The following is a 20,748-nucleotide window of genomic DNA, read 5'->3' on the forward strand; positions in this document are numbered from 1 at the left end:
TTATTTGCCTTCCTTACCTGCTGCTGGCGTGCTTGCTGGAGAAATCATCATGGGCGTTGTCAACAATTTCCCTTTTTCTGCTGTAGGCAGCAAACCATCATTGGCGATATCCTTGGATGGTGTGATCTGGGTGCGCATATAGTCGTAACGGTCTACGGACACATTATTACTCTGCTCGGCATTACGTATCACCGTAGGGCGCAAGAACACCATGAGATTGGTCTTGGTGCGTTTGCTGGACTGGTATTTGAACAAATTGCCTATGATGGGCAGATCACCCAGGCCTGTCACTTTTTCTACGCCATCGGTGGTGCTATCTTCTATCAAACCACCCAGAGCAATGATTTGACCATCATCGACCAGGACATTGGTCGTAATCGAACGTTCTTTGGTGATGATGCCTGAGGCATTGGTCGTATCATCGACACTGGAGACCTCCTGGTAGATAGACAGCTTGACCGTGCCACCTTCAGAAATCTGTGGCTTGACCTTCAACTTCAAACCGACTTGCTTGCGATCTATAGTCTGGAAAGGATTGACGCCAGCTGTACCACTGGCAGCAGTAGTAAATTGCCCCGTGATCAAAGGCACGTTTTTACCGACTACGATATTTGCTTCTTCATTATCCAGCGTGACTATATTCGGTATCGACAAGACATTGGCATTGCCATCTGTTTGCAAGACATGCGCCAATGCACCCAAGCCCAACTGACCATTAATTTGTTTGAATATGCCCAGTGACAAACCGTTACCCGGCAATACTGAGCCTGAGGACGCAGCATTACCCGCAGCCAGGCTGATCAGATTATTGCCCTTGGTAGAGAAAGAAGTACCACCGCCGACCCGGTAATTACTATTACTATTACCCGACAAGCCCATCCATTGCACACCCAGCTCATTTGCCTTGTCCGCACTGATTTCGACAATCAAGGCTTCAACATACACTTGGGCACGGCGCGCATCGAGCTGTTCTATGACTGTGCGCAAATTACGATACACCGGTTCGCTGGCGGTAATGATCAGGGTATTGGTGGATGCATCGGCTTGAATATAACCTGCTGCACCACCACCGCCACCAGAAGCATTGCCGGTACTGCTATTGGAGAATGATGGCATGCTGGTTTGTGTACTGGTTGCACCATTCGACGCCACTGGGCTATTCGTGCCATTGGCTGAGCTGCCTACATTGGACAAGCTACTGGTGCTGCTACGCCCGGATGAGGTATCGCCGGTGACGATGGAGCGCAAGGTTTGCGCCAGTTTTTCAGCCTCAGCATTTTTCAAATAAACCACATGCACATTGCCAGGTTGTGCAGTAGGTTGATCCAGTTTGGTGATCAATGACTTGATCTGGTTCGCCTTGGCCACAGAAGAAGCACGCACCAGTATGGAGTTGGAACGTGGGTCTGCCAGTAATACTGGCTTGGTCGGATCTGCACTGCCACCGCCAGCGTCTATCACTTTACTGACCATGGCCGCCACATCGGAAGCGATCCCATGCTTGATCAGAATGACATCCATATCCGTCGTTGCCGGCACATCCAGGGCAGCGATAATCTTGTTCAAACGCTTGATGTTGTCCGCATAATCGGTGATGACCACGGTGTTATTGGTGGGATTGCCATTGATTATATTATTCGGTGAAATCAGCGGGCGCAATATCGTAACGACATTGGCGGAAGACTCATAATTCAATTTATAAATCTGCGTGACCACCTGGTCACCCTTGGCAGTTTCTGCTTTTTCTGCACTGAGATTGTGTGTAGGGCCAGGTTGCACTTTAGCATCCGTCTCCGGCACCACCTTGGAATAGCCATCAGCTGCCACCACGGCGAACCCTTGCAGGCGCAAAGTGGAAGTCAGCAATTTATAGGCCTGATCCTTGGTCAGTGGAGTCTCTGATACCAGATTGATCTGCCCCTTGACCCTGGGGTCAATAATGAAAGTCACGCCAGTATAATGACCTATGGCCTTGATGGCTGATTCTATGTCAGCCCCAACCAGGTTGATTTCTACTGTATTTTTCGATGGGTCCTGAGCCATGGCCATGGGTGCCAGTAAAAAGCCCGCAGTCAATACTGCAGCACCAGTCAATGCAGACAATTGCTGGATAGGTTGGCGTAGCGAATTTCTTGTCATGGCGACCCTGTGCTTTAATGGTAATGTTTTCATTTGAACTCTAACCCAATTACTTCTTTTTCACCGTCATTACGACGCTGTCCCAGCAAATTCAATAAATTTGCCAGCCTTGCTTCCTGTCCTGCCTCAGCCCATGCCTTGCCGGAAAACTGGAAACGACCATTCGTCATTTTCCCTGTCCCAGCCAGCATCATGGGGCCTTTGATAGATGATAATTGCATGTCAGCCTCAGTCCCACGCAAGTCAAAAGCCATCTGGTAACTACCCAATGGTTTTATGGGTGACAAACGTGAAGCCATTTCCGCCAGTTCCAACTGCATATGTCCCGTCATACTCAATTGCCCATCCTTACGTGAAAACAGCAATTCATTCCAGGACAAATGCAATAAACCCGTAGGCCCTATGGTGTTCAATGGCGCTCCCAGGCCCTCTAGTCGCTCTGGCGGCAATAACAGTACCGATGGGCTGACTTGCCATTGACTAAAGCTACCGGCAACTTTGACAGGCGCAGACAATGCTGCTGGATTTTCCAGCTCAACCTTGATTTGCCCCACTATCAGCCAGGGTGAAATACGCCACTGAAACCGCCCCGGGAACAAAGGGGTCACCGGGCCAGTCTTGCCTGCAGCTACTCCTATAAATGCCGAACCCTGCCAAAAACTACCCTGCACATCACCCAGGCTCAAGCGGCCCTGGCTTTGCCGCTCTACGACAAAACCCAGCCAGCTGGCGGGTAAAAACATCACTACCGTTAACATGACACTGGCAATTGCCGCGAAAATCCAGGTCAAACGCTTAGAAAATAACATCGTTTTATCCGGGTTTCAGGATGAGCTTTTTTGTTGTCTCAAGGTCAGGGTCGCACTCACCTGACCGTTTTCCAGCAAAGCCACCAGTTTTGCTTCTTCCACTGTCAATCTGGACGCCTTTTGCAGCTCGACCAGGCATTCCATCAGACTGGCATAGGCGGCCGTGGGGATTTGCAAACGCACTACGTCATCACTGACAGCAATGGTCTGGGCCTTGATGCCACGCCTGCTCAACACTGTTTCCAGTTGTTCACGACTTACTGGTGCAATAAACTCGGATAAATTGGCAGCCAAACCTGCTTGCTGCTTACTCAACTCAGTAATTTCTGCCAATTGCTGATTCAGGACGGGCAGTGCTGCATTGAGTTGCTTGCGGCCGCTCAATGCAGGGGCAAGGAAAAAACCATAAATGATTGCAACAAGAATGAATGTGGCGCAAATGAGCAGCATCTTGCGTTCACGCTCAATGCGACCCTGCCAAAATAAATTAAATTGTTCTCTGATTGCGCTGAACATTAGCTTTTACCTCCGGTCGTAATACGCAAAGCCCCATCTGTAGAGGTAGTAATTGTCATGGATTGTTCAGCCAGTGCTGAGCGCAAGGCGTCCATAGGCAGTTGCACATTTGGTTTGACTCTGACAAACAGGGATCGGTCCTTGTACTCTATCGACGCCACGCCGCCAGGCACACCCACCCTGTCCCACACCAGTGAAAATTGTGCTGCCATCACAGCAAAGTCATTGGCCGCAAATTGCCCAGCTGCACGCTTGGCTATATTGATTTTTTGCTGCATCTGTTTCAAGGGGCTGTCAGAAATAACCGTTTCTTTTGGATAGGCATTCCTGAATACTTGAAGCAATGCATTCTTTTGGTCTTTTTCTTCCCGCTTCATATTGAACCATTCCAGGTTCAAGGCGAGTAAATTAACAATCGCCAAAGCAATAGCCAAACGCAAAGGCCAGCGCCACTTGCTCCAGTCAAAACTGGCCATATGCTCAGCCGCTACACCCGTCATCAAATCTGGTGTACTGCTGTTTATACCAGCCACCCTGTTGACCCAACTGACAGGCATGACTGTCAGTTTTTCTTCCAATCCTTCGGTTTTGATCACGAGCTGACAAGCTTCCACTGTCGCGGCGGGAACATAAGCTGTCACTTTGGGGCTGGCACTGAGTTGCGCCAACATAGGCAAGGCCTGTGCCACGCCGGTATTTTCCAGACTCAGTCCCAGGCCATGATTGACACCATCACGCAAACCCAGTTCCAGGCCTTCTTCTTTTTCGTCGATTAAAGCTGAAGCAGTCTGGCTTGCTACGTCAAAAGCCAGCGCCAGCTGCGCCGGATAGGCGGAAAACTTTTTCAGCGGCCAGTCTTTGACTCTTTTCGCCAAGCCTTCCAACCAATGCTTGTCAGTGACGGCCACCGTAATTTCGCCATTTGCCGCATCGCCGCTGACCAGCACCAGATCAGCCGGATCGGAAATCAATTGATCTTCCAGCAAATTAGGCAGTGCCTGCTTGATTTTTGCCGCCGACATAGGCGGTACTTTGACATTCAGCAAACTGGTGTCGCTGGCAGCCAAGATGAAGGCCACTTGTCTGGCACCTGCAGCAAGAGACTTCAGTTCAGCCAGGGTGGACTGGCCTTGCTGTTGTAAACGCCCTTCCGCCGAAATCAAAGCGAAAGCCAGCGCCTGCGACGCCCAATCAGTGAGATGTTGTGCCGCCACTCTGGAGGGCAAAGAAATATACAGTGTGCTTGCCATTTTTTATTTAGTTTTCCCGTACCCAAAGCACTGTTGTCGTCATCGTGGTGGATGCCACATTATCAGCCCGCTCTATCAATGCACTGACATCCAGTGCAGAACGATTCATTTTGACTTTACCATTGATGATGAAAAAATTGGTTGAAACTGCCACATCCTTCGCAGCGACAGTTTTCAACTTATCCTCAAACCGCGATTTAAACTCATCCACAGTACGAAAATAAGCGCGATCACGACTGGCTATCATGGCCGCGGCATCTCCCATACTCAAGCCATTTATCCTGGCCGCCAGCACTTCGGCAAAAGTAGTATTCACATTGATCGCTGTTTTACGTGGCAAGACCGTCACAAAACCTTTCAAACGCTCAACCATGTCTGGGGTAAAGCCATTAATTGCCAGCAAATCATCAACTTGCGTAAAGCGCAGGAATTGTACTTCAGGAAGCGATAAATCTGAGCCACTTTTTCCAGGGCCGGTTTCTGCTGTAGACGAGCCCGGGGCAGCCACCACCCTGTTTTGCGTCCTGGCGACCATGTCAGCGACCGGTTGCGCCAACTGCCCATCAAAGCGCAGATTGACCAACAGACGGCTAAAGGTATCCACTTCACGCGGATCGATATTGCCATCTGCCGCCAGATTATTCAGATTGAACATGGCTTGTGCATCAATCACCTGGCCGGACAAGGTGGCATCGCTATCATCATTGTCGGTACGTGCATTTTCGACATATTGATCCAGCCGGGTATCGGCTAGTTTGACTGCCCACGGCTCGCCAAGATGATCAACGCTGGCAGACTGTTTGGCATCTTCACGCAAAATCAACCTGGCCCAGTCTATGGCACCACGCAATATCCATTTCTTTTGCAATTGCATGCGCTGGTTTTCTATCGACCTGACCTGTACCTGCTGTTGCCAGAACAGGCTGGCAACGATAGTGATCGCCAGGGTAGTCAGGAGCAAGGCTGTAATGACGGCCACGCCATGCTGGCGTCGCGGAAGCATTCTCAAGCTCATACCGCTCCCAGCAAGAATACTTTAGTGGCAGGCAATTCTCGCCCCGACAATTGTATGGCGATTTCCAGGCCAGTCAATTTACCCTCCCTTGCAGGAAGCCCAGGTGTTGGACTTGGGGGGGTGGGATTGGAATTGGGTGCACCAGCAACTTCACTACCGCCCAAACGCCAACCATTTTCACCTTCTTTCCAGGTGCGCATATCGAAACCAGTCACCTGGCTTTGCAAGGCAATGGCCGGACTGACTTCAGCATCAGCCAATGCACTTTGCCAATCCTGGTCTAGCAGTGCCAATTCACGGGTAGGCTGCATTTCACGACGGTTAAGCACACCGTCCCGTACCCGATATACGACGACTTGCAAGCGAGTCGGTTGATTTTCTTCAAACACATTACGTACCAGCACCAGCCTGGGCCCTACCGCACTCAATACTTCACGCCCAGGCAAATTAGTGGCATCGACCAAATGGGCACAATCATTTTCTATTTGCGCAAAAGCCAGTTGTATACCGCGCGTCTGTTCCATTTCTTTGGTCAGCACCACACGGGCACGGACAATACTGTCTAGCCCACGCCAACCAAGTACAGAAATAATGGCCAGTATGGTAATCGCTACCAATAACTCTATCAGCGTAAAACCGGCCTGAGATGGGCCGTTTTTACGCCGGCCACGCGCCAGCAAAATATTAGAGCGCATTTGGCACCACCTGGGTCAGCTTGATGATACGACGCTCCGGGCTGTCGGCCTCATACACATATACTTCGACTCTGCGGAAAGAGGGGTTTGGAGTGGCAATCACATGCTCTTCACACATCAGGTGCAAGTCCCCCTGGGGACAGGCAAAGGTGCGCTCACCAAAAGCAGGCCATTCGTGCGCCAGGCGTATTTGTGCCAGACGGTTTTCAGCAGACCAGGTGGCCATCATGGAGGCGCGCAAGCTATTGCTGTTTTGCGTCAGGCTACCAATAGCGCGCAGACTGGCACCGAGGGCAGTACCAACGATGACCAGGGCCACCAGGACTTCCAGCAGGGTAAACCCGGATTGTGAACGCAAATGTCGCATCTTATTCGACTGAAAAATGGCCTATGCCATCAGCCCGCACACTGACATGTTTGTCAGCAGATTTGATGGTGAGTACAAAGGGTTTATCTACTGGCTCACGGCCAAATATGATACGTATATTGGAAGTATCCGCCACTTGCGGCTGCAAGGACAATTCCACGGGAGCGATCTGGAAACTTCTTTCACGCAGCATCTCATCCTTGACTGGCGACCAGATTCTTTCTTCCCGGACCAGGAAGCGGTAACCATGTTGATCCACTTCAAAAGCCACGGGCAGATTACGGACGATGGCTTCATCTCGTGCCAGTTGCAAAAGCAGAGAAATCCTCCTGGCGTCATTTTCCAGGCGCTGTTGCTCGCCCGGCATGGCGTTAATGCTGACAGCCCCAAGTATGAGACCGAAAATCACCAACACTACCAACAACTCCAGCAAGGTAAACCCCCGCTGCACGCGCATAATCTTCATTGTTGCTTCTTATAGATCCCAGGAACCTATGTCGGCATCTTCGCCACTGCCGCCTGGTTGTCCGTCGGCACCCAGCGAAAACACGTCGACATCACCCCTGATGCCTGGAGAAAGGTATTGATATGGCTTACCCCAGGGGTCATTGCGCAATTTTTCCAGATAGCCACCGGTTTGCCAGGCATTCGCCGCTGGCCCTGATGTCGGTTTTTCCACCAGTGCCTGCAAACCCTGCTCCGTAGTCGGGTAACGCTGGTTGTGCAAGCGATATAACTTCAGTGAAGTCATGATGGTAGAGATATCCTGCTTGGCAGCAGCCACCCTGGCTTCATGGGTAAACCCGGTCAGCTTAGGAACCATAAAAGCGCCCAGAATCGCGATGATAGTCACAACCACCATGATTTCTATCAGGGTAAAACCGCGCTCGGATCCTGGAGACCTGCCCGCACGTACAGGAACTGAAAAATTGGACATAATGAAACTCTAAAAAATGAAAAACTTAAAAAGCAAAAAGCGCGACACGAACTGACAGGTCGCGCTGACGCAGTATAAATCCTGCAAATGCCACTTGGGCTGCATTCTGTATCGAATAGTAACAAAAAATGCCATCAAGACAATATATTTACACAAAAAAGTATTTAATATGTATGAATTCTGTCGTGATGCTCACATACTACCACCAGTATATTTCAACTCAATTTCAAGGGCAAACTGCGCAAACGCTTGCCAGTCAAGGCAAATACGGCATTTGCCACTGCTGGCGCAATGGGTGGCACCCCTGGCTCACCTATGCCCTGGGGCGGTTCTGCACTCGGGATAATGATGGTTTCCACCTCAGGTGCCTCATTGATGCGCAAAACCTGGTAGTCATGAAAGTTAGTCTGCACGACTTTGCCATCCCTGATGGTAATTTCACCATACAAGGCAGCGCTTAAACCAAAAACCACGGCAGACTCCATTTGCTGGGCAATGATATTGGGGTTGACGGCTATGCCACAATCCACAGCGCAAACCACTTTATGGACACGAATCTGCCCTTCGTTCACGGATACCTCGGCAATCTGGGCGACGATACTGCCAAAAGATTCATGCAAGGCCAGGCCATGCGCCCGTCCGTCCGCAGGCTTGCCCGCCTTTTGCACGACCGCATCGAGCACGGCCAGATGACGTGGATGCGCTTTCAACAAATTACGGCGAAAACTCACACCATCCTGTTTCGCCGCATGGGCAATTTCATCGATAAAACTCTCTTTGAAAAAAGCATTATGTGAATGACCGACCGAGCGCCAAAAACCCAATGCCACAGGGCTGGGGACAATGACATGCGCAATACGCTGATGCGGGATTTCATAAGGCATGTCAAATTCGCCTTCTGCCGTGGTTTTATCCGGGCCTGCGCCCGCCAGGCCAAAAGTGCGTTTGAGTACCTGATGGGTAATTGAACCTGAGACAGACTTGTTATCGTAAGCCAGTAAATTACCGGCACTATCAAGCCCAGCCTTGAAACGTGCCAGAGCAGCGGGCCGATACATGTCATGGGTAGTATCTTCTTCGCGACTCCAGATCACCTTGACTGGCGCACCTTTGGTGTCCATGGCAATACGCGCCGCTTGCGCGACCATGTCCACTTCCAGCCTGCGGCCAAAGCCACCACCCAGATAAGCCATGTGCACAATCACATCTTCTGATTTCAGCTTGCTGACTTTAGCAGCGACATCTGCCGCCACCCCGGGCACCTGGGTAGAGGTCCAGATTTGCAGCTTACCATCCTTGAGTTGCGCCGTGCAATTGATGGGTTCCATTGCCGCATGCGCCAAAAATGGGGCGCGATATTCTGCTTCTACGGAGTTGGTTATCTCCTTGGCGGCGAGCTTGTTTTCTACATCACCATTCTTGTAATAAGCAAAACCTGATTCTGTAGCCAGCTTGCTGGCAAAATCCTTGAAAATACTTTCAGTAGAAAGTTGCGCATATTCGCCCGCATCCCAGGTGACGGGTAATTTGTCCAAAGCCTGCCTGGCTTGCCAATACGATTGTGCGACCACGGCAATACCCGCAACCGCACCTTCCATGGAAAAATCGATGACTTGCATGACACCCGGCATGGACTTAACTACAGCAGCATCAAAGGATTTAACACGCCCGCCTATGGTGGGGCTTTGCCTGATCGCGGCATACAACATGCCTTCTGGCCGTGCATCAATACCAAACTGGGCACTGCCATCGCCCTTGGGCGCAGCATCGGTACGTGGCTGCGGCTGGCCTATGATTTTGAAATCTTGCGGACGTTTGAGTTGTATCTCGCCAGGCTGACTGTTGACAGCATCGGCAGCCAGCTCAGCATAGCTGGCATGCTTGCCGGATGAATGACTGACTACGCCATCTTTGGTCATACATGCTGTCGCAGCCACCTTCCATTTCTTTGCTGCTGCAGCGACCAGCATGGCGCGCGCCGTGGCCCCGGCTTCACGCATGGGTTGCCAGGCATCCTTGACGCTGGAAGAGCCTCCTGTCATCTGCAAACCCAGCTCGCGGGCAAATTTGAGTGTCACCCATTGGGCAGTGCGCTTCAGGCTACCGTGGTCATCCGGGTGAAAAGGCAGGCCGTCAGCCAAGGCCGCCATGTTTCCATAGATTTTATCGGTGGGCACATACATGGGTTTGACCATACTCATAGGGACATCCAGCTCTTCGGCCACCAGCATTTGCAATGCAGTATGTATGCCTTGTCCCATCTCGCTCCTGTGCATGGCGACACTGACCGTGCCATCTTGCGCAATCTTGATCCAGCCATTCATGGCGACTTCGCCATTTGACACAGGTAAGGGTAAGCTAGTATTCAGGCGCTGGCGCGGCGGCAAGACACCCCACCCCACCAGCAACGCCCCCGTCAAGCCCAAGCCACCCAGGATGAAGCGGCGGCGTCCTGATTTTTTTTGCTCTGACATGCACGGTCTCCGATATTTTTGCCGCCTTTATATTATTTCTTATATATTTGGCGTGCTTATGTGTTTCGTCTTGGATAACCTTCTGCCAATATCCTGGTCCAGACGATTTCTTTTTGTTCTGCTGTCATGAATACCCACTCTGCCACCTCGGCCACGGTGCGGCCACAGCCACGACAAACATCATCAAATGTTGTTGAGCAAACGGCAACACAAGGGGTGTCCGGACGTTCTTTGCCTTCCATCTTTATTACTGACATAGTCTTACTTTGGTTTTCAGGATTGTGCCTGAATGGGCGAGGCCCAAGATAATAAAACGGGCGTTCGCCTTTTTCTGGCTAATAATAAATGTTTTTTTGCTTAGTGCGCTGGTAGCAAGACTCTATTTTTCCAGAAACTGGCGGACTTTGTTGACAGCCTACAGTCTTCGGCGGGAAAATTAGCTACTTTCTGTCCTTCTCCCACAAATATAAAGGTACATCATGAAAGTAGCCGTCGTTCTTTCCGGTTGTGGCGTCTTTGATGGCGCTGAAATTCACGAGAGTGTACTAACCATGCTGGCCCTGGTCAAAGCCGGTGCAGAACCTGAATTCCTGGCACCCAATATCCCGCAAGCCCATGTTGTCAATCACCTTACTGGTCTGGTCGCGGAAGGTGAAAGCCGCAATGTGCTGGTAGAATCCGCCCGTATCGCCCGTGGCAAAATCAAGGATATCGCGCTAGCAAATGCCAATGACTATGCCGCCGTATTTTTCCCCGGTGGTTTTGGAGCTGCCAAAAATCTGTCTGACTTTGCCAACAAAGGGGCTCACTGCCAGATACAAGCAGATGTCTTGCGCTTTGCCAAAGCCATAGCAGACGCTGGCAAACCTGCCTGCTATATCTGCATAGCCCCAGCCATGATGCCACATATCTATGGCTCTGGCGTCGCTGTCACCATAGGAACGGATGAAGACACCGCTACTGCCGTCACCGCCATGGGTGGGCAACATATCAATTGCCCGGTAAAAGAATTTGTCGTCGACAAAGAGAGAAAAGTTGTCAGCACCCCTGCCTATATGCTGGCGGAAAATATTGTTGAAGCAGCGACTGGAATCGAAGCTGCCGTCAAAGCAACGCTTGCACTAATCTAAAACACCAAAGCTCCAGGTATCATTTTTAAAACAAGGTCTTCATGACTCAAGATTTTTTTCAATCCCTGATGTTGCTGATATTGGTGACCGACCCGTTCGGCAACGTCCCCATCTTTGTCAGCGCCCTGTCCCATGTCGCACCCGAACGGCGCTGGCGTGTGGTGGTCCGCGAGTGCGCGATTGCCTTTGGCCTGCTTTTACTGTTCATGTTCTTTGGCAAACACTTCCTGACGGCATTGCAATTAACCGAGGTATCTTTGCGCATAGGCGGTGGCGTGATCCTGTTTCTGATTGCCTTGCGCATGGTATTCCCTCAGGAAGGCGGCATTTTCGGGGATGTGGAAGATGGTCACGAACCCTTCATCGTGCCGCTGGCGATACCGGCACTGGCTGGTCCGTCTGCGCTGGCGACAGTCTTGCTGTTTTCATCCGACAGCCGTCAGGACATGATGGTGCATCTGGCAGCGCTGACTGCTGTTGCCGTGGTCTGGCTGGTGGTGTTATTGAGTGCAGAACGCATGCAAAAGGTCCTGGGGGTGCGCGCCATGACTGCATTCGAGCGCCTGATGGGTTTGATACTGACAGCCATGTCAGTTGAAATGTTGCTGGCGGGGATCAGGGATTATCTGAAAACCCTGAACTGATCATGCATGGCTGACCGTGGATAAATATCAGGTCAGCCATATCCAGAATATCAGCGATTGAAAGTGAAGTAGCCTAGCAAGAACAGGACTAAAGCGATCAGAAATTGTTTAATCATTTGACGATTCATAGCTGACCTTTACCTTATTCCACTTAAATTATCTTATCCGCAAGCATTTGCGCAATCTCGGCATCACTATAACCCAGCGCACTCAACACTTCCTGATTATGTTGCCCCAGACGCGGGCCCAGCCACTGGGTCTGGCCGGGAGTTTCTGACATCTTGGGTGCAATGGCAGGCAGCTTGACTGGCGTGCCATCTTCAAATGCATGCTGCTCAAACATCTGGCGCGCCAGAAATTGTGGGTCGCTCATCATATCGCGCACCGAATAGATTTTGCCCACTGGAACATCGGCTGCCTTGAGTATTTGCAAGGCAGTTTCTATATCTCGGCCCGAACACCATGTCTGGATCGCCGCGTCAATTTCTGCCGTACGTGGAACGCGGCCATCATTACGTACCAGGCCAGGGTCTTGTGCCAGATCATCCCGCTCTATGGCTCTCATGAGCCTGTGGAAGATTGCATCGCCATTACCTGCAATGACAATATTTTCACCTTCAGCCGTAGTGTAGGTATTCGATGGCACTATGCCAGGCAAGGCACCGCCAGTACGTTCACGCACGACACCGGCATGATCAAATTCTGGCACCAGTGATTCCATCAAGTTGAATACCGACTCATACAATGCCACATCCACCATTTGCCCCTGACCAGCAACACAAGCCTCACCTTGCTTGCCATTCCAGCGCCCGCCAGTGACATCACGGTGGCGCAAAGCCATCATGGCACCGATAACGCCATGCAAGGCGGCGACAGAATCGCCTATCGATATGCCTACACGCACAGGTGGCCGGTCAGCATGGCCAGAGACATAACGCAAACCTCCCATGGATTCACCGATGGCACCAAAGCCAGGCAAGTCTTTCAAGGGACCGGTCTGGCCGTAACCAGACAGGCGCACCATGATGGTGGCAGGGTTGATCGTTTTTAAATCTTCAAACCCCAGCGCCCATTTTTCCAGTACTCCGGGACGATAATTTTCTATAATGATGTCGGCATCCAGGGCCAGGCGCTTGGCAATTTCACGCGCCTGCTCCTGCTTCATATTCAGGGTAATACTTTTCTTATTGCGTGCCTGCACACTCCACCACAGCGAAGTGCCATCTTTCAGCACACGCCACTGACGCAAAGGATCACCACCGTCAGGTGACTCTACCTTGATCACTTCGGCACCGAACTCAGCCAGCATGCGAGAGCAAAATGGACCTGCGATCAACGTACCCAATTCCAGGACTTTGATGCCCGCCAAAGGGCCGTGTGCTTTAGCTTGTGACTGCATGAGTAAGAGTGTCTCTGAAATTGTTTTAGAAAAAAGTCAGTTTCTTGATTTCCCAGGCAATATTGGTACGTGCCTGGGCATCGAATTGCGCAGCCATTGTGGGATGAAAATAGAGTTGCTCACGCCCGGCAAAGCGCTTGAGTACTTTTAAGCGCCCTGCCCTGTAAGCAGGCGCTTCCAGCCAGCGGAATTCATTGCGTATGGCCCGGCTATAGTGCTGATAAATATCCTGAGGTGCCCCCAATATAGTCAGGGCGATATCAAGAAATAAGGGGATATCGACAGAGCGATTTTTAAAATCCGCCACTTCATGTCTGGCCGTGGCAAGTATGCATTGCTGCACATGCATGATGATGGTGGGATTAATTTCCATACGCATCATCAATTCCCCCGCCAGTTCTGCACTTTTCAATTCATTATTGTTGGCATGGGTATCATAGACAAGGTCATGAAACCAGATAGCCAGGGACACCATGGGGAAATTCTGTATGTCTGCCCGCCGCTCTTCGGCATGCCTGAGCATGGACTGGATATGGGTGAGATTATGAAAACTGCGTTGTGGCTCGGAGTAATGCTTATCGAGTAAAGTCCAGACTTCCATCGCATGCCTGGGACTACCAGCCAATCCCCTTATCAGGTCTGACCATTGCAAATGCAATTTGCTTTTTTGTTCGGCGGGGATCAGAAACATGATGGCTTATTATTACAATATAATTAAGTGGTCCGTCTATCCAGCATGGCGCGGGCAATCGTGCCAGCATCCACATATTCGAGCTCACCTCCAACTGGCACACCGCGAGCCAGGCGACTGACCCGCAAGCCCCGCGCCTTCAGCGTCTCACTGATGTAATGCGCAGTTGCCTCACCTTCATTGGTGAAATTGGTTGCCAGCACTACTTCTTGCACTTTGCCATCAGTGGCTCTGGCAATAAGTTTTTCCAGATGGATGTCTTTCGGACCTATGCCATCAAGAGGCGAGAGTCGCCCCATAAGGACAAAGTACAAGCCCTTGTACGTCATGGTCTGCTCTATCATCATCTGGTCAGAAGGTGTTTCCACCACACACAGCAGACTGGTATCGCGTACCGCATCCATACAGGTTTCGCAGACTTCGCTCTCGCTGAAGGTATTGCAGGATGCGCAATGCTGTATGCGTTCGACAGCGTGAGTCAGCGCCATGCCAAGGATGGCAGCGCCTTCCCTGTCATGTTGCAAGAGATGATAAGCCATGCGCTGAGCAGACTTTGGCCCTACGCCGGGCAAGCGACGCAGCGCCTCAGACAAGGCTTCCAGACTACCGAGTTTCTTCACCCTCAGAATGGCATCTTGAAGCCAGGTGGCAATGGCATGCCAGCTGTCAATGCTGACATTTTTTCTTGTGAAGTGGCTTCTGCCTTGCGTACTGCATCATTGAAAGCGGCGGCAACCAGGTCTTCCAGCATGTCCTTGTCGTCACCCAGCAAAGATGGGTCGATGGTAACGCGCTTGACATCATTCTTGCAGGTCATGACAACCTTGACCAAGCCAGCACCAGCTTGGCCTTCTACTTCTACCAGGCCCAATTGATCCTGGGCTTTTTTCATATTGTCTTGCATTGTCTGGGCTTGTTTCATCAGGCCAGCTAATTGATTCTTCATCATAAAATTTCTCCGAAAATAAAAATGGAATATTGATTAAATTTGGTCACGCGCACTTGTACTTATTTTTGCATATCACCGGCATCAGACCGGCCTTACACTACCCGTGACGATAGTGGCACCAAATTCACGCATTAAAGTCTGCACGAAACTGTCGCCCTGTATGGATTTTTCTGCCTGTTGCTGACGCACTTCACGCTCAGCCACAGCCTGCGCATTGGCGGTATGCTCAACAGCACCTATCTCGGTTTCTACCCGTATGGACTTTTCAAAACGTTCAGACAAAGCCGCACTCAGTTTTTCTACACTGCCCGAAGACAAGAGTGTAGACAAAGGCAGGCGCAGGCGAAATACATGAGCATTACCATCCTGTTTGCAACTGACCAGCTCACTTTGCTGCGTCATTTGCTGGGCAACGCCGCGTACTGGCAAACTGGCCGCTAGCGCAGGCCAATGACCATCCCAGTTCAACTCAGGGACTGGTGCATTCGCGATCAGGCGATCTGCATTCAGGGTGATGGATTCCCTAGGCTTGATCACTTCTGCAGCGACCGCTTGCAGTTCCGGGTCAGCAATTGCAGTAGCTTCAGCTAACACGGCCACTTCAACTGGCGCGGCTTGTTCCTGCTGCATAACTGGAACTGGAGTCATCACTCGTGGTGGCATTGCCGGTTTTGCTGGCTCTGCATCGAAGAACATTTCTTCATCCCAGGGCGGCGGCATATCATCCATGCCCATGGATTGCATATCCTGCTCGGCGATCAGAGGTGCCGGTGCAGACACAGGCTGGGCAGGCTTGACTACCGGTTGCGCCGACGGCGGCGCTACTTTGACTGACGGTGTTGCGACAGGAGTAACGGGCCTGACAGGAGCTACAGGTGAGACTGGAGCGACCGGGGACACAGGACTCACGGGTGCAATTGCAGCTTTGGATACTGGTGCAACTTCGGCAGTAGGAGTTTTTCCTGCTGGCGTGCCATTCTTGGTATTTGCACGTGCCGCTGCCAGGGCAGCCAATACCGGGCTGACACGTGCGCCAGCAGCAGGTGCGCTGGCGGGTGTCTCGGTATTCTCCTGCACAACCGGTTTCGGCGCTTCTGCTGGAGCACGTGCAGGCATCGCTGCCTGCACAGTATTTACTACAGACGCAGCACTAGCAGTACTGCTGGAAGCTGCGGGACTAGAAATAGAACTAGAAGCGGAGCCAGGACGCGCAGGGCTTTGTGCAGGCGCTGCATTGTTGACAATATTAACTGGCAATGCAGGTCGGCCACCAGCCGGCGGTGTGCTAGCGGGCGGCTGCGCCCACTGCTCACCACTGACAGGTTTGAATGCCAACATGCGCAACAGCGTCATGCTGAAGCCAGCATATTCATCAGGTGCCAGTGCGAGTTCGTTACGGCCATGCACGGCGATTTGATAAAACAGTTGCACTTCTTCTTTGGCGAAACTCTGCGCCAGGCGCAAAACTTGTTCGCGCTCAGGAATATCTTCTGCCACTGCCGCAGGCACCATTTGCGCCACGGCGATCTGGTGCAACAAACTGCCCAGATCTTGCAGGGCTGCTTTATAAGACAGGCTACGCGCTGCCATTTCGTCGGCAACATCGAGCAAGGCCTTACCATCCTGGGCCAGCAAGGCATCTAGCAGGCGTATCAGATAAGACTGGTCCAGCGCACCCAGCATGCCTTGCACGGCATCAAGGCTGACTTTGCCAGCGGCATAGGCAATTGCCTGGTCAGTCAGCGACAAGGCATCACGCATGGAACCATGGGCACCTTGTGCCAGCAAACGCAAGGCAGGCAATTCGAAATCGATTTGCTCTTGCCCCAGGATATTTTCCAGATGACCGACAATATGGCCAGGCGGCATTTGCTTGAGATTGAATTGCAGGCAGCGTGACAAGACCGTGACCGGGATTTTTTGCGGGTCTGTCGTTGCCAGAATGAATTTGACGTGTTCAGGCGGCTCTTCCAGCGTTTTCAACATGGCATTGAAAGCGTGGTTGGTCAGCATGTGCACCTCGTCTATCATATAGACTTTAAAGCGTGCATTGGACGGCGCATAAATTGCCTGTTCCAGCAGCGAAGCCATTTCATCGACGCCACGGTTCGAGGCGGCATCCATTTCTATATAGTCAACAAAGCGCCCGGCATCAATCGCCGTACAGGCTTCGCAAACACCGCAAGGATGGGCGGTAATGCCAGTCTCGCAGTTAAAGGATTTGGCCAGTATGCGTGACAGCGTCGTCTTGCCGACACCACGGGTACCGGTAAACAAATAGGCGTGATGCAGCCGCTGCTGCTCTAGCGCATGCGATAAGGCACGGACCACGTGCTCTTGCCCCACCAGAGTTTCAAAACTCTTGGGGCGATATTTTCGGGCGAGGACTTGATAGGACATCCCGCGATTTTACCTTATTCGGGCGCTCTGATCAGTGATTTGCAGATATCCCAACACCAAGTTTTTCATCTGAGCAAGAAATTCAGGCTCTTGCAGGCTCTGCGGGGACAACATCAGGGTCTGGTACAGGACACCGTAGACGGCTGCGTGGACTATCGTAGGGCTGGTATTTGGATAAGCTGCACGGTCTGAGCTTGCCGCAAAAGCAGATTCCCAGATATCAACAACCTGTCCATACAGTGCACTATAGGCTTCCATATTGGAAATCTGCCGCTCCAGGAAAATCAGGGCAGACCACTCCTCGGTCTTGTCTGCATGCAAAAGTATGATGCGCTCCAGCAGATCCGTGACGATGTCCTGCAAGGGTTGACCATGTTGCACCTCTACCCAGATGCGCATCTGCGCACCGATATTCTTCATACGCTCATGTATGCAATGGGCAGCTATCGATTTCTTGCCAGGGAAGTATTCATACAATGTACCCAGACCCACGCCAGCGACCAGGGCAATATCTCGCATGGTCAGATCAGCATAGCTTTTTTCGACCAAAAGCCGAACAAAGGCATCGAGGATTGCCACTTGTGTCATTTTAGAGCGTTGCTGCACTGGCTTGCGGCGTAATTTCAAAGGGCTGGCAGTCTCGCTCATGGTGTTTCTTGTTTTATAAGTTCAGGTACTTGGGATAATGCCAAAAGGCGAACATCTTGATTACTTCATCAGACTACACTATTCATCTGGCTTACTTATTTAGCTTACCGATATCAATGAGGCACATATGCAGTGGCAAACCCATGAAATAAGCAATCAGGTCGCAGACCTGCAAGATTACAATATTTTCACTAGTGATGCCGTTCTAATGACTAGCCTGGCACAGTATCAGGCTGACTGGTATCAAAACACTTTGACAGTATCCGGTCAGGAGTTAGGTAGCAGCGCTGTACTGGAAGCTGCTGCGCTGGCCAATACACATTTGCCAGAACTGCATACCCATGACAGACAGGGCAAGCGCATAGACAGAGTAGACTTTCACCCAAGCTGGCATCAATTATTGGGAATATTGCGCAAGCAAGGCCTGCATGCCGCCCCCTGGAGTCAGCCCAAAATGGGCGCACATGTTGCCCGTGCTGCCGGCTATTTCATGCAATCGCAGGTGGAGTCTGGCTCCTTATGCCCCAGCACCATGACTTTTGCATCCATCCCCGTACTACAAAAAGAAGCCGTATTGTTCGCTGAACTCAAAGACAAGCTGTATTCACTGGAACATGACCCGCGTGACTTGCCGATAGCCCAGAAAAAATCCATCCTGATAGGCATGGGCATGACAGAAAAACAAGGTGGCTCGGATGTGCGCAGCAATACTACCACTGCTGCTGCGCTGGGTAGCGAAGGACGAGGTCAAGCCTATGCACTGACTGGCCACAAATGGTTTTTCTCAGCCCCGATGTGCGATGCTCATCTGGTATTGGCCAAAACTGAAACTGGCTTATCTTGTTTCTTTGTACCGCGCTGGCGTCCTGATGGCAGCAAGAATTCTATCCTGATACAAAGACTCAAAGACAAACTGGGCAACAAATCCAACTCCAGCAGCGAAGTTGAATTCCAGGGTGCCTATGGCGTCATGGTAGGCAATGAAGGCCGGGGCATACCAACCATCATAGAAATGGCCAACCTGACCCGGCTTGATTGTGTCATCGGTAGCGCTGGCCTGATGCGGCAGACACTGGTGCAAGCCATCCATCATGCGCGTCACCGCACGGCCTTCGGCAAGAGGCTGGCAGATCAACCCTTGATGCAGAACGTGTTGGCTGACCTGGCGCTGGAAAGCGAAGCGGCAACCCGACTCATGCTGCACCTGGCTGCTGCCCTGGATGCACCAGATGACGCCTTACAACGTGCGTGGAAACGCATTGTGACGCCGGCTGCGAAATTCTGGATATGTAAACGTGCACTTGAATTTACTGGCGAATGCATGGAAGTCTGGGGTGGCAATGGTTATGTAGAGACAGGTCCCATGGCAAGGTTATATCGTGAAGCACCAGTCAATTCCATCTGGGAAGGTTCAGGCAATGTCATGTGCCTTGATGTCTTGCGTGCGATGGAAAGAGACCCGGAAGGCCTGCAATTGCTGCTGCAATTATGGAACGATTCAGCATCTGAGCAAGTCAGGGAAATGGTGCAGGAATTACAGCCAGACTTGGCATCAACAGAATTCAGGGAAATGAATGCCCGCCGCATTACCCAGAAACTGGTGCTGACGGCACAGGCTTTTTTGATGGCCGAATATGCCGAAGAAGATATCGCCCTCGCCTTTATACAAAGCCGCGCAGATGCTGAATGTGGCCGTGTATATGGAAGCTTGCATGGACAAGCAACGAACGCTTTGCTGGAGCGTATTATTAGTCGCTCATTTATTTGCTAAAGAGATCAATTCGCCTGCAGGCTGCCGGACATTACTTAGTTTGCACAGCCTGTTTCAATTCCCTTGCCTTTTCCCTCTCCAGGAAAAGACGATCCCGACTGCGCAACTCCTCCCTGAGCGCAGCCACTTCCCTGCTCAAGTGGCGTATATCAGCATGCAGTTGCTTTTCCAGATTCGCCTCTTCCTCCTCCACAAACAAGGCGGCGATATTGGCCGTTACGATGGAAAACATGGCATAACCAAGCAAAACGATGAAGACGGCAAATATCTTGGACGCGGGTGTGGATGGAACGATATCTCCATAACCCACTGTGGCTATCGTCGTAAAAGCCAGCCAGACACCATTTGCATAGCTATGCACATTGGGTTCCAGCCAGTAAAACCCGGCACCTGCGGAACTTAGCATCAACAAGGCCAGCACTATCATCTGCACCAGATGACTGGGTTTCATGTGCTGCAAAACCAGAGTGGCAAGACGCAGCAAAATGACGGCTACCAGCGCCAGGCGCAGCAGCCATTCCAGCGTACCCCACGCCTCTCCGGTAAAAATGACGCTCAGCAGGCAACCAGCGATAACAACGCCATCCAGTGCCAGCTTGCCACTGCGCCTTTTTTGACTCCTGTTCTTTTGCCATTGCAGACCAGTATCGACCAGCATCAACAAAGCTGACGCCGCATACAGGCTGCGCCCGGCCAGCTCTGTCATGTCAGTAGTACCGCCCAGCACCAGATAAAATGCCGGAATGGTCAGCAGCAAACCCGCTAATAACAAGGGACGGGTAAACCAGGTCCAGAAGCGTTGAGTGACTGGAAATTTCATTGCATTTTCACCAAAAATCTCATCAAGACGAACACGCGACAGCATCTGTGGTATCTGCATCCTGCTTTATCGCTTTTTGGCAATCATCAATGGA

At 51.4% G+C, this 20,748-nt stretch carries 21 protein-coding genes; 3 read left to right on the top strand and 18 right to left on the bottom strand.

The window, feature by feature from the left end:
* The 11 genes from gspD to ACO0LC_RS13445 all read right to left on the bottom strand — a co-directional run bounded on the left by gspD (position 1) and on the right by ACO0LC_RS13445 (position 10,459).
* On the bottom strand, positions 1-2,172 hold the full coding sequence (gspD, locus tag ACO0LC_RS13395) for a type II secretion system secretin GspD (protein WP_423003810.1): 2,172 nt from the start codon (positions 2,170-2,172) through the stop codon (positions 1-3).
* Positions 2,169-2,948 (bottom strand): type II secretion system protein N, encoded by a 780-nt coding sequence (gene gspN / locus ACO0LC_RS13400; protein ID WP_423003812.1) that lies wholly within the window; start codon positions 2,946-2,948, stop codon positions 2,169-2,171. Before gspN ends, gspD begins: the two co-directional genes overlap by 4 nt.
* A gap of 15 nt (positions 2,949-2,963) precedes the next feature.
* Positions 2,964-3,464 (bottom strand): type II secretion system protein GspM, encoded by a 501-nt coding sequence (gene gspM, locus ACO0LC_RS13405; RefSeq protein WP_423003814.1) that lies wholly within the window; start codon positions 3,462-3,464, stop codon positions 2,964-2,966.
* Positions 3,464-4,714, bottom strand: a complete 1,251-nt coding sequence (gene gspL, locus ACO0LC_RS13410) for a type II secretion system protein GspL (RefSeq protein WP_423003816.1) — start codon at positions 4,712-4,714, stop codon at positions 3,464-3,466. Before gspL ends, gspM begins: the two co-directional genes overlap by 1 nt.
* A 7-nt stretch (positions 4,715-4,721) precedes the next feature.
* Entirely contained in the window at positions 4,722-5,729 is a 1,008-nt protein-coding gene (gene gspK, locus ACO0LC_RS13415) for a type II secretion system minor pseudopilin GspK (RefSeq protein ID WP_423003818.1), read from the bottom strand.
* The gene (locus ACO0LC_RS13420) at positions 5,726-6,424 is read right to left on the bottom strand and encodes a PulJ/GspJ family protein (protein WP_423003820.1); all 699 of its coding nucleotides are present in this window, start codon (positions 6,422-6,424) and stop codon (positions 5,726-5,728) included. The genes gspK and ACO0LC_RS13420 overlap by 4 nt, the downstream gene beginning before the upstream one ends.
* Positions 6,414-6,791 carry a type II secretion system minor pseudopilin GspI gene (gspI, locus tag ACO0LC_RS13425; protein WP_423003822.1) on the bottom strand — a complete coding sequence of 126 codons (378 nt, stop codon included), beginning with the start codon at positions 6,789-6,791 and terminating at the stop codon, positions 6,414-6,416. The genes ACO0LC_RS13420 and gspI overlap by 11 nt, the downstream gene beginning before the upstream one ends.
* A 1-nt stretch (position 6,792) precedes the next feature.
* Complete coding sequence (gspH, locus tag ACO0LC_RS13430) at positions 6,793-7,257, bottom strand: type II secretion system minor pseudopilin GspH (protein ID WP_423003824.1); 465 nt, start codon at positions 7,255-7,257, stop codon at positions 6,793-6,795.
* Positions 7,258-7,266: 9 nt separating this feature from the next.
* Positions 7,267-7,728, bottom strand: coding sequence for a type II secretion system major pseudopilin GspG (gspG, locus tag ACO0LC_RS13435; protein WP_423003826.1), 462 nt, complete (start codon positions 7,726-7,728; stop codon positions 7,267-7,269).
* A 215-nt stretch (positions 7,729-7,943) separates the two neighbouring features.
* The gene (locus ACO0LC_RS13440) at positions 7,944-10,202 is read right to left on the bottom strand and encodes a molybdopterin cofactor-binding domain-containing protein (RefSeq protein ID WP_423003828.1); all 2,259 of its coding nucleotides are present in this window, start codon (positions 10,200-10,202) and stop codon (positions 7,944-7,946) included.
* A gap of 56 nt (positions 10,203-10,258) precedes the next feature.
* Positions 10,259-10,459, bottom strand: coding sequence for a DUF1289 domain-containing protein (locus tag ACO0LC_RS13445; protein ID WP_162058702.1), 201 nt, complete (start codon positions 10,457-10,459; stop codon positions 10,259-10,261).
* A 222-nt stretch (positions 10,460-10,681) separates the two neighbouring features.
* On the opposite strand from ACO0LC_RS13445, the gene elbB reads away from it, so the two are divergent.
* Together elbB and ACO0LC_RS13455 are read left to right on the top strand one after the other, a co-directional pair.
* Positions 10,682-11,332 (top strand): isoprenoid biosynthesis glyoxalase ElbB, encoded by a 651-nt coding sequence (gene elbB, locus ACO0LC_RS13450; protein ID WP_423003830.1) that lies wholly within the window; start codon positions 10,682-10,684, stop codon positions 11,330-11,332.
* Between the two features lie 41 nt (positions 11,333-11,373).
* Positions 11,374-11,976: a MarC family protein gene (locus ACO0LC_RS13455; RefSeq protein ID WP_422951297.1), complete on the top strand. Its 603-nt coding sequence runs from the start codon at positions 11,374-11,376 to the stop codon at positions 11,974-11,976.
* A 151-nt stretch (positions 11,977-12,127) separates the two neighbouring features.
* On the opposite strand, the gene ACO0LC_RS13460 is transcribed toward ACO0LC_RS13455, so the two are convergent.
* The 6 genes from ACO0LC_RS13460 to ACO0LC_RS13485 form a co-directional block, all read right to left on the bottom strand.
* Positions 12,128-13,375 carry a CaiB/BaiF CoA transferase family protein gene (locus tag ACO0LC_RS13460; protein ID WP_423003832.1) on the bottom strand — a complete coding sequence of 416 codons (1,248 nt, stop codon included), beginning with the start codon at positions 13,373-13,375 and terminating at the stop codon, positions 12,128-12,130.
* Positions 13,376-13,400: 25 nt separating this feature from the next.
* Positions 13,401-14,066: a hypothetical protein gene (locus ACO0LC_RS13465; RefSeq protein ID WP_423003834.1), complete on the bottom strand. Its 666-nt coding sequence runs from the start codon at positions 14,064-14,066 to the stop codon at positions 13,401-13,403.
* Positions 14,067-14,089: 23 nt separating this feature from the next.
* Positions 14,090-14,686, bottom strand: coding sequence for a recombination mediator RecR (gene recR, locus ACO0LC_RS13470; protein WP_423003836.1), 597 nt, complete (start codon positions 14,684-14,686; stop codon positions 14,090-14,092).
* A gap of 2 nt (positions 14,687-14,688) precedes the next feature.
* Positions 14,689-15,015: a YbaB/EbfC family nucleoid-associated protein gene (locus ACO0LC_RS13475; RefSeq protein ID WP_423003838.1), complete on the bottom strand. Its 327-nt coding sequence runs from the start codon at positions 15,013-15,015 to the stop codon at positions 14,689-14,691.
* Positions 15,016-15,096: 81 nt separating this feature from the next.
* Positions 15,097-17,415 (bottom strand): DNA polymerase III subunit gamma/tau, encoded by a 2,319-nt coding sequence (locus tag ACO0LC_RS13480; protein WP_423003840.1) that lies wholly within the window; start codon positions 17,413-17,415, stop codon positions 15,097-15,099.
* A gap of 9 nt (positions 17,416-17,424) precedes the next feature.
* Positions 17,425-18,063, bottom strand: coding sequence for a TetR/AcrR family transcriptional regulator (locus ACO0LC_RS13485; RefSeq protein ID WP_423003842.1), 639 nt, complete (start codon positions 18,061-18,063; stop codon positions 17,425-17,427).
* Between the two features lie 127 nt (positions 18,064-18,190).
* On the opposite strand from ACO0LC_RS13485, the gene ACO0LC_RS13490 reads away from it, so the two are divergent.
* A complete protein-coding gene (locus tag ACO0LC_RS13490) occupies positions 18,191-19,834 on the top strand; it encodes an isovaleryl-CoA dehydrogenase (RefSeq protein ID WP_423003844.1) in 1,644 nt (547 codons plus the stop codon).
* Positions 19,835-19,865: 31 nt separating this feature from the next.
* Here the strand turns inward: ACO0LC_RS13490 and ACO0LC_RS13495 are convergent, their stop codons facing one another.
* Entirely contained in the window at positions 19,866-20,654 is a 789-nt protein-coding gene (locus ACO0LC_RS13495; RefSeq protein WP_423003846.1) for a potassium channel family protein, read from the bottom strand.
* Positions 20,655-20,748: the final 94 nt, after the last annotated feature.

The sequence above is a fragment of the Undibacterium sp. JH2W genome (genome assembly GCF_049340425.1).
Lineage (GTDB): Bacteria > Pseudomonadota > Gammaproteobacteria > Burkholderiales > Burkholderiaceae_D > Undibacterium.

Coding starts and splice junctions, on each gene's coding strand:
- ACO0LC_RS13490 (WP_423003844.1), top strand. CDS start 18,191: ATGCAGTGGCAAACCCATGAAATAAGCAATCAGGTCGCAGACCTGCAA.
- ACO0LC_RS13455 (WP_422951297.1), top strand. CDS start 11,374: ATGACTCAAGATTTTTTTCAATCCCTGATGTTGCTGATATTGGTGACC.
- ACO0LC_RS13460 (WP_423003832.1), bottom strand. CDS start 13,375: ATGCAGTCACAAGCTAAAGCACACGGCCCTTTGGCGGGCATCAAAGTC.
- elbB (WP_423003830.1), top strand. CDS start 10,682: ATGAAAGTAGCCGTCGTTCTTTCCGGTTGTGGCGTCTTTGATGGCGCT.
- ACO0LC_RS13445 (WP_162058702.1), bottom strand. CDS start 10,459: ATGTCAGTAATAAAGATGGAAGGCAAAGAACGTCCGGACACCCCTTGT.
- ACO0LC_RS13475 (WP_423003838.1), bottom strand. CDS start 15,015: ATGATGAAGAATCAATTAGCTGGCCTGATGAAACAAGCCCAGACAATG.
- ACO0LC_RS13495 (WP_423003846.1), bottom strand. CDS start 20,654: ATGAAATTTCCAGTCACTCAACGCTTCTGGACCTGGTTTACCCGTCCC.
- gspH (WP_423003824.1), bottom strand. CDS start 7,257: ATGAAGATTATGCGCGTGCAGCGGGGGTTTACCTTGCTGGAGTTGTTG.
- ACO0LC_RS13480 (WP_423003840.1), bottom strand. CDS start 17,415: ATGTCCTATCAAGTCCTCGCCCGAAAATATCGCCCCAAGAGTTTTGAA.
- gspD (WP_423003810.1), bottom strand. CDS start 2,172: ATGAAAACATTACCATTAAAGCACAGGGTCGCCATGACAAGAAATTCG.
- gspK (WP_423003818.1), bottom strand. CDS start 5,729: ATGAGCTTGAGAATGCTTCCGCGACGCCAGCATGGCGTGGCCGTCATT.
- ACO0LC_RS13440 (WP_423003828.1), bottom strand. CDS start 10,202: ATGTCAGAGCAAAAAAAATCAGGACGCCGCCGCTTCATCCTGGGTGGC.
- ACO0LC_RS13485 (WP_423003842.1), bottom strand. CDS start 18,063: ATGAGCGAGACTGCCAGCCCTTTGAAATTACGCCGCAAGCCAGTGCAG.
- gspI (WP_423003822.1), bottom strand. CDS start 6,791: ATGCGACATTTGCGTTCACAATCCGGGTTTACCCTGCTGGAAGTCCTG.
- ACO0LC_RS13420 (WP_423003820.1), bottom strand. CDS start 6,424: ATGCGCTCTAATATTTTGCTGGCGCGTGGCCGGCGTAAAAACGGCCCA.
- gspL (WP_423003816.1), bottom strand. CDS start 4,714: ATGGCAAGCACACTGTATATTTCTTTGCCCTCCAGAGTGGCGGCACAA.
- gspM (WP_423003814.1), bottom strand. CDS start 3,464: ATGTTCAGCGCAATCAGAGAACAATTTAATTTATTTTGGCAGGGTCGC.
- gspG (WP_423003826.1), bottom strand. CDS start 7,728: ATGTCCAATTTTTCAGTTCCTGTACGTGCGGGCAGGTCTCCAGGATCC.
- ACO0LC_RS13465 (WP_423003834.1), bottom strand. CDS start 14,066: ATGTTTCTGATCCCCGCCGAACAAAAAAGCAAATTGCATTTGCAATGG.
- gspN (WP_423003812.1), bottom strand. CDS start 2,948: ATGTTATTTTCTAAGCGTTTGACCTGGATTTTCGCGGCAATTGCCAGT.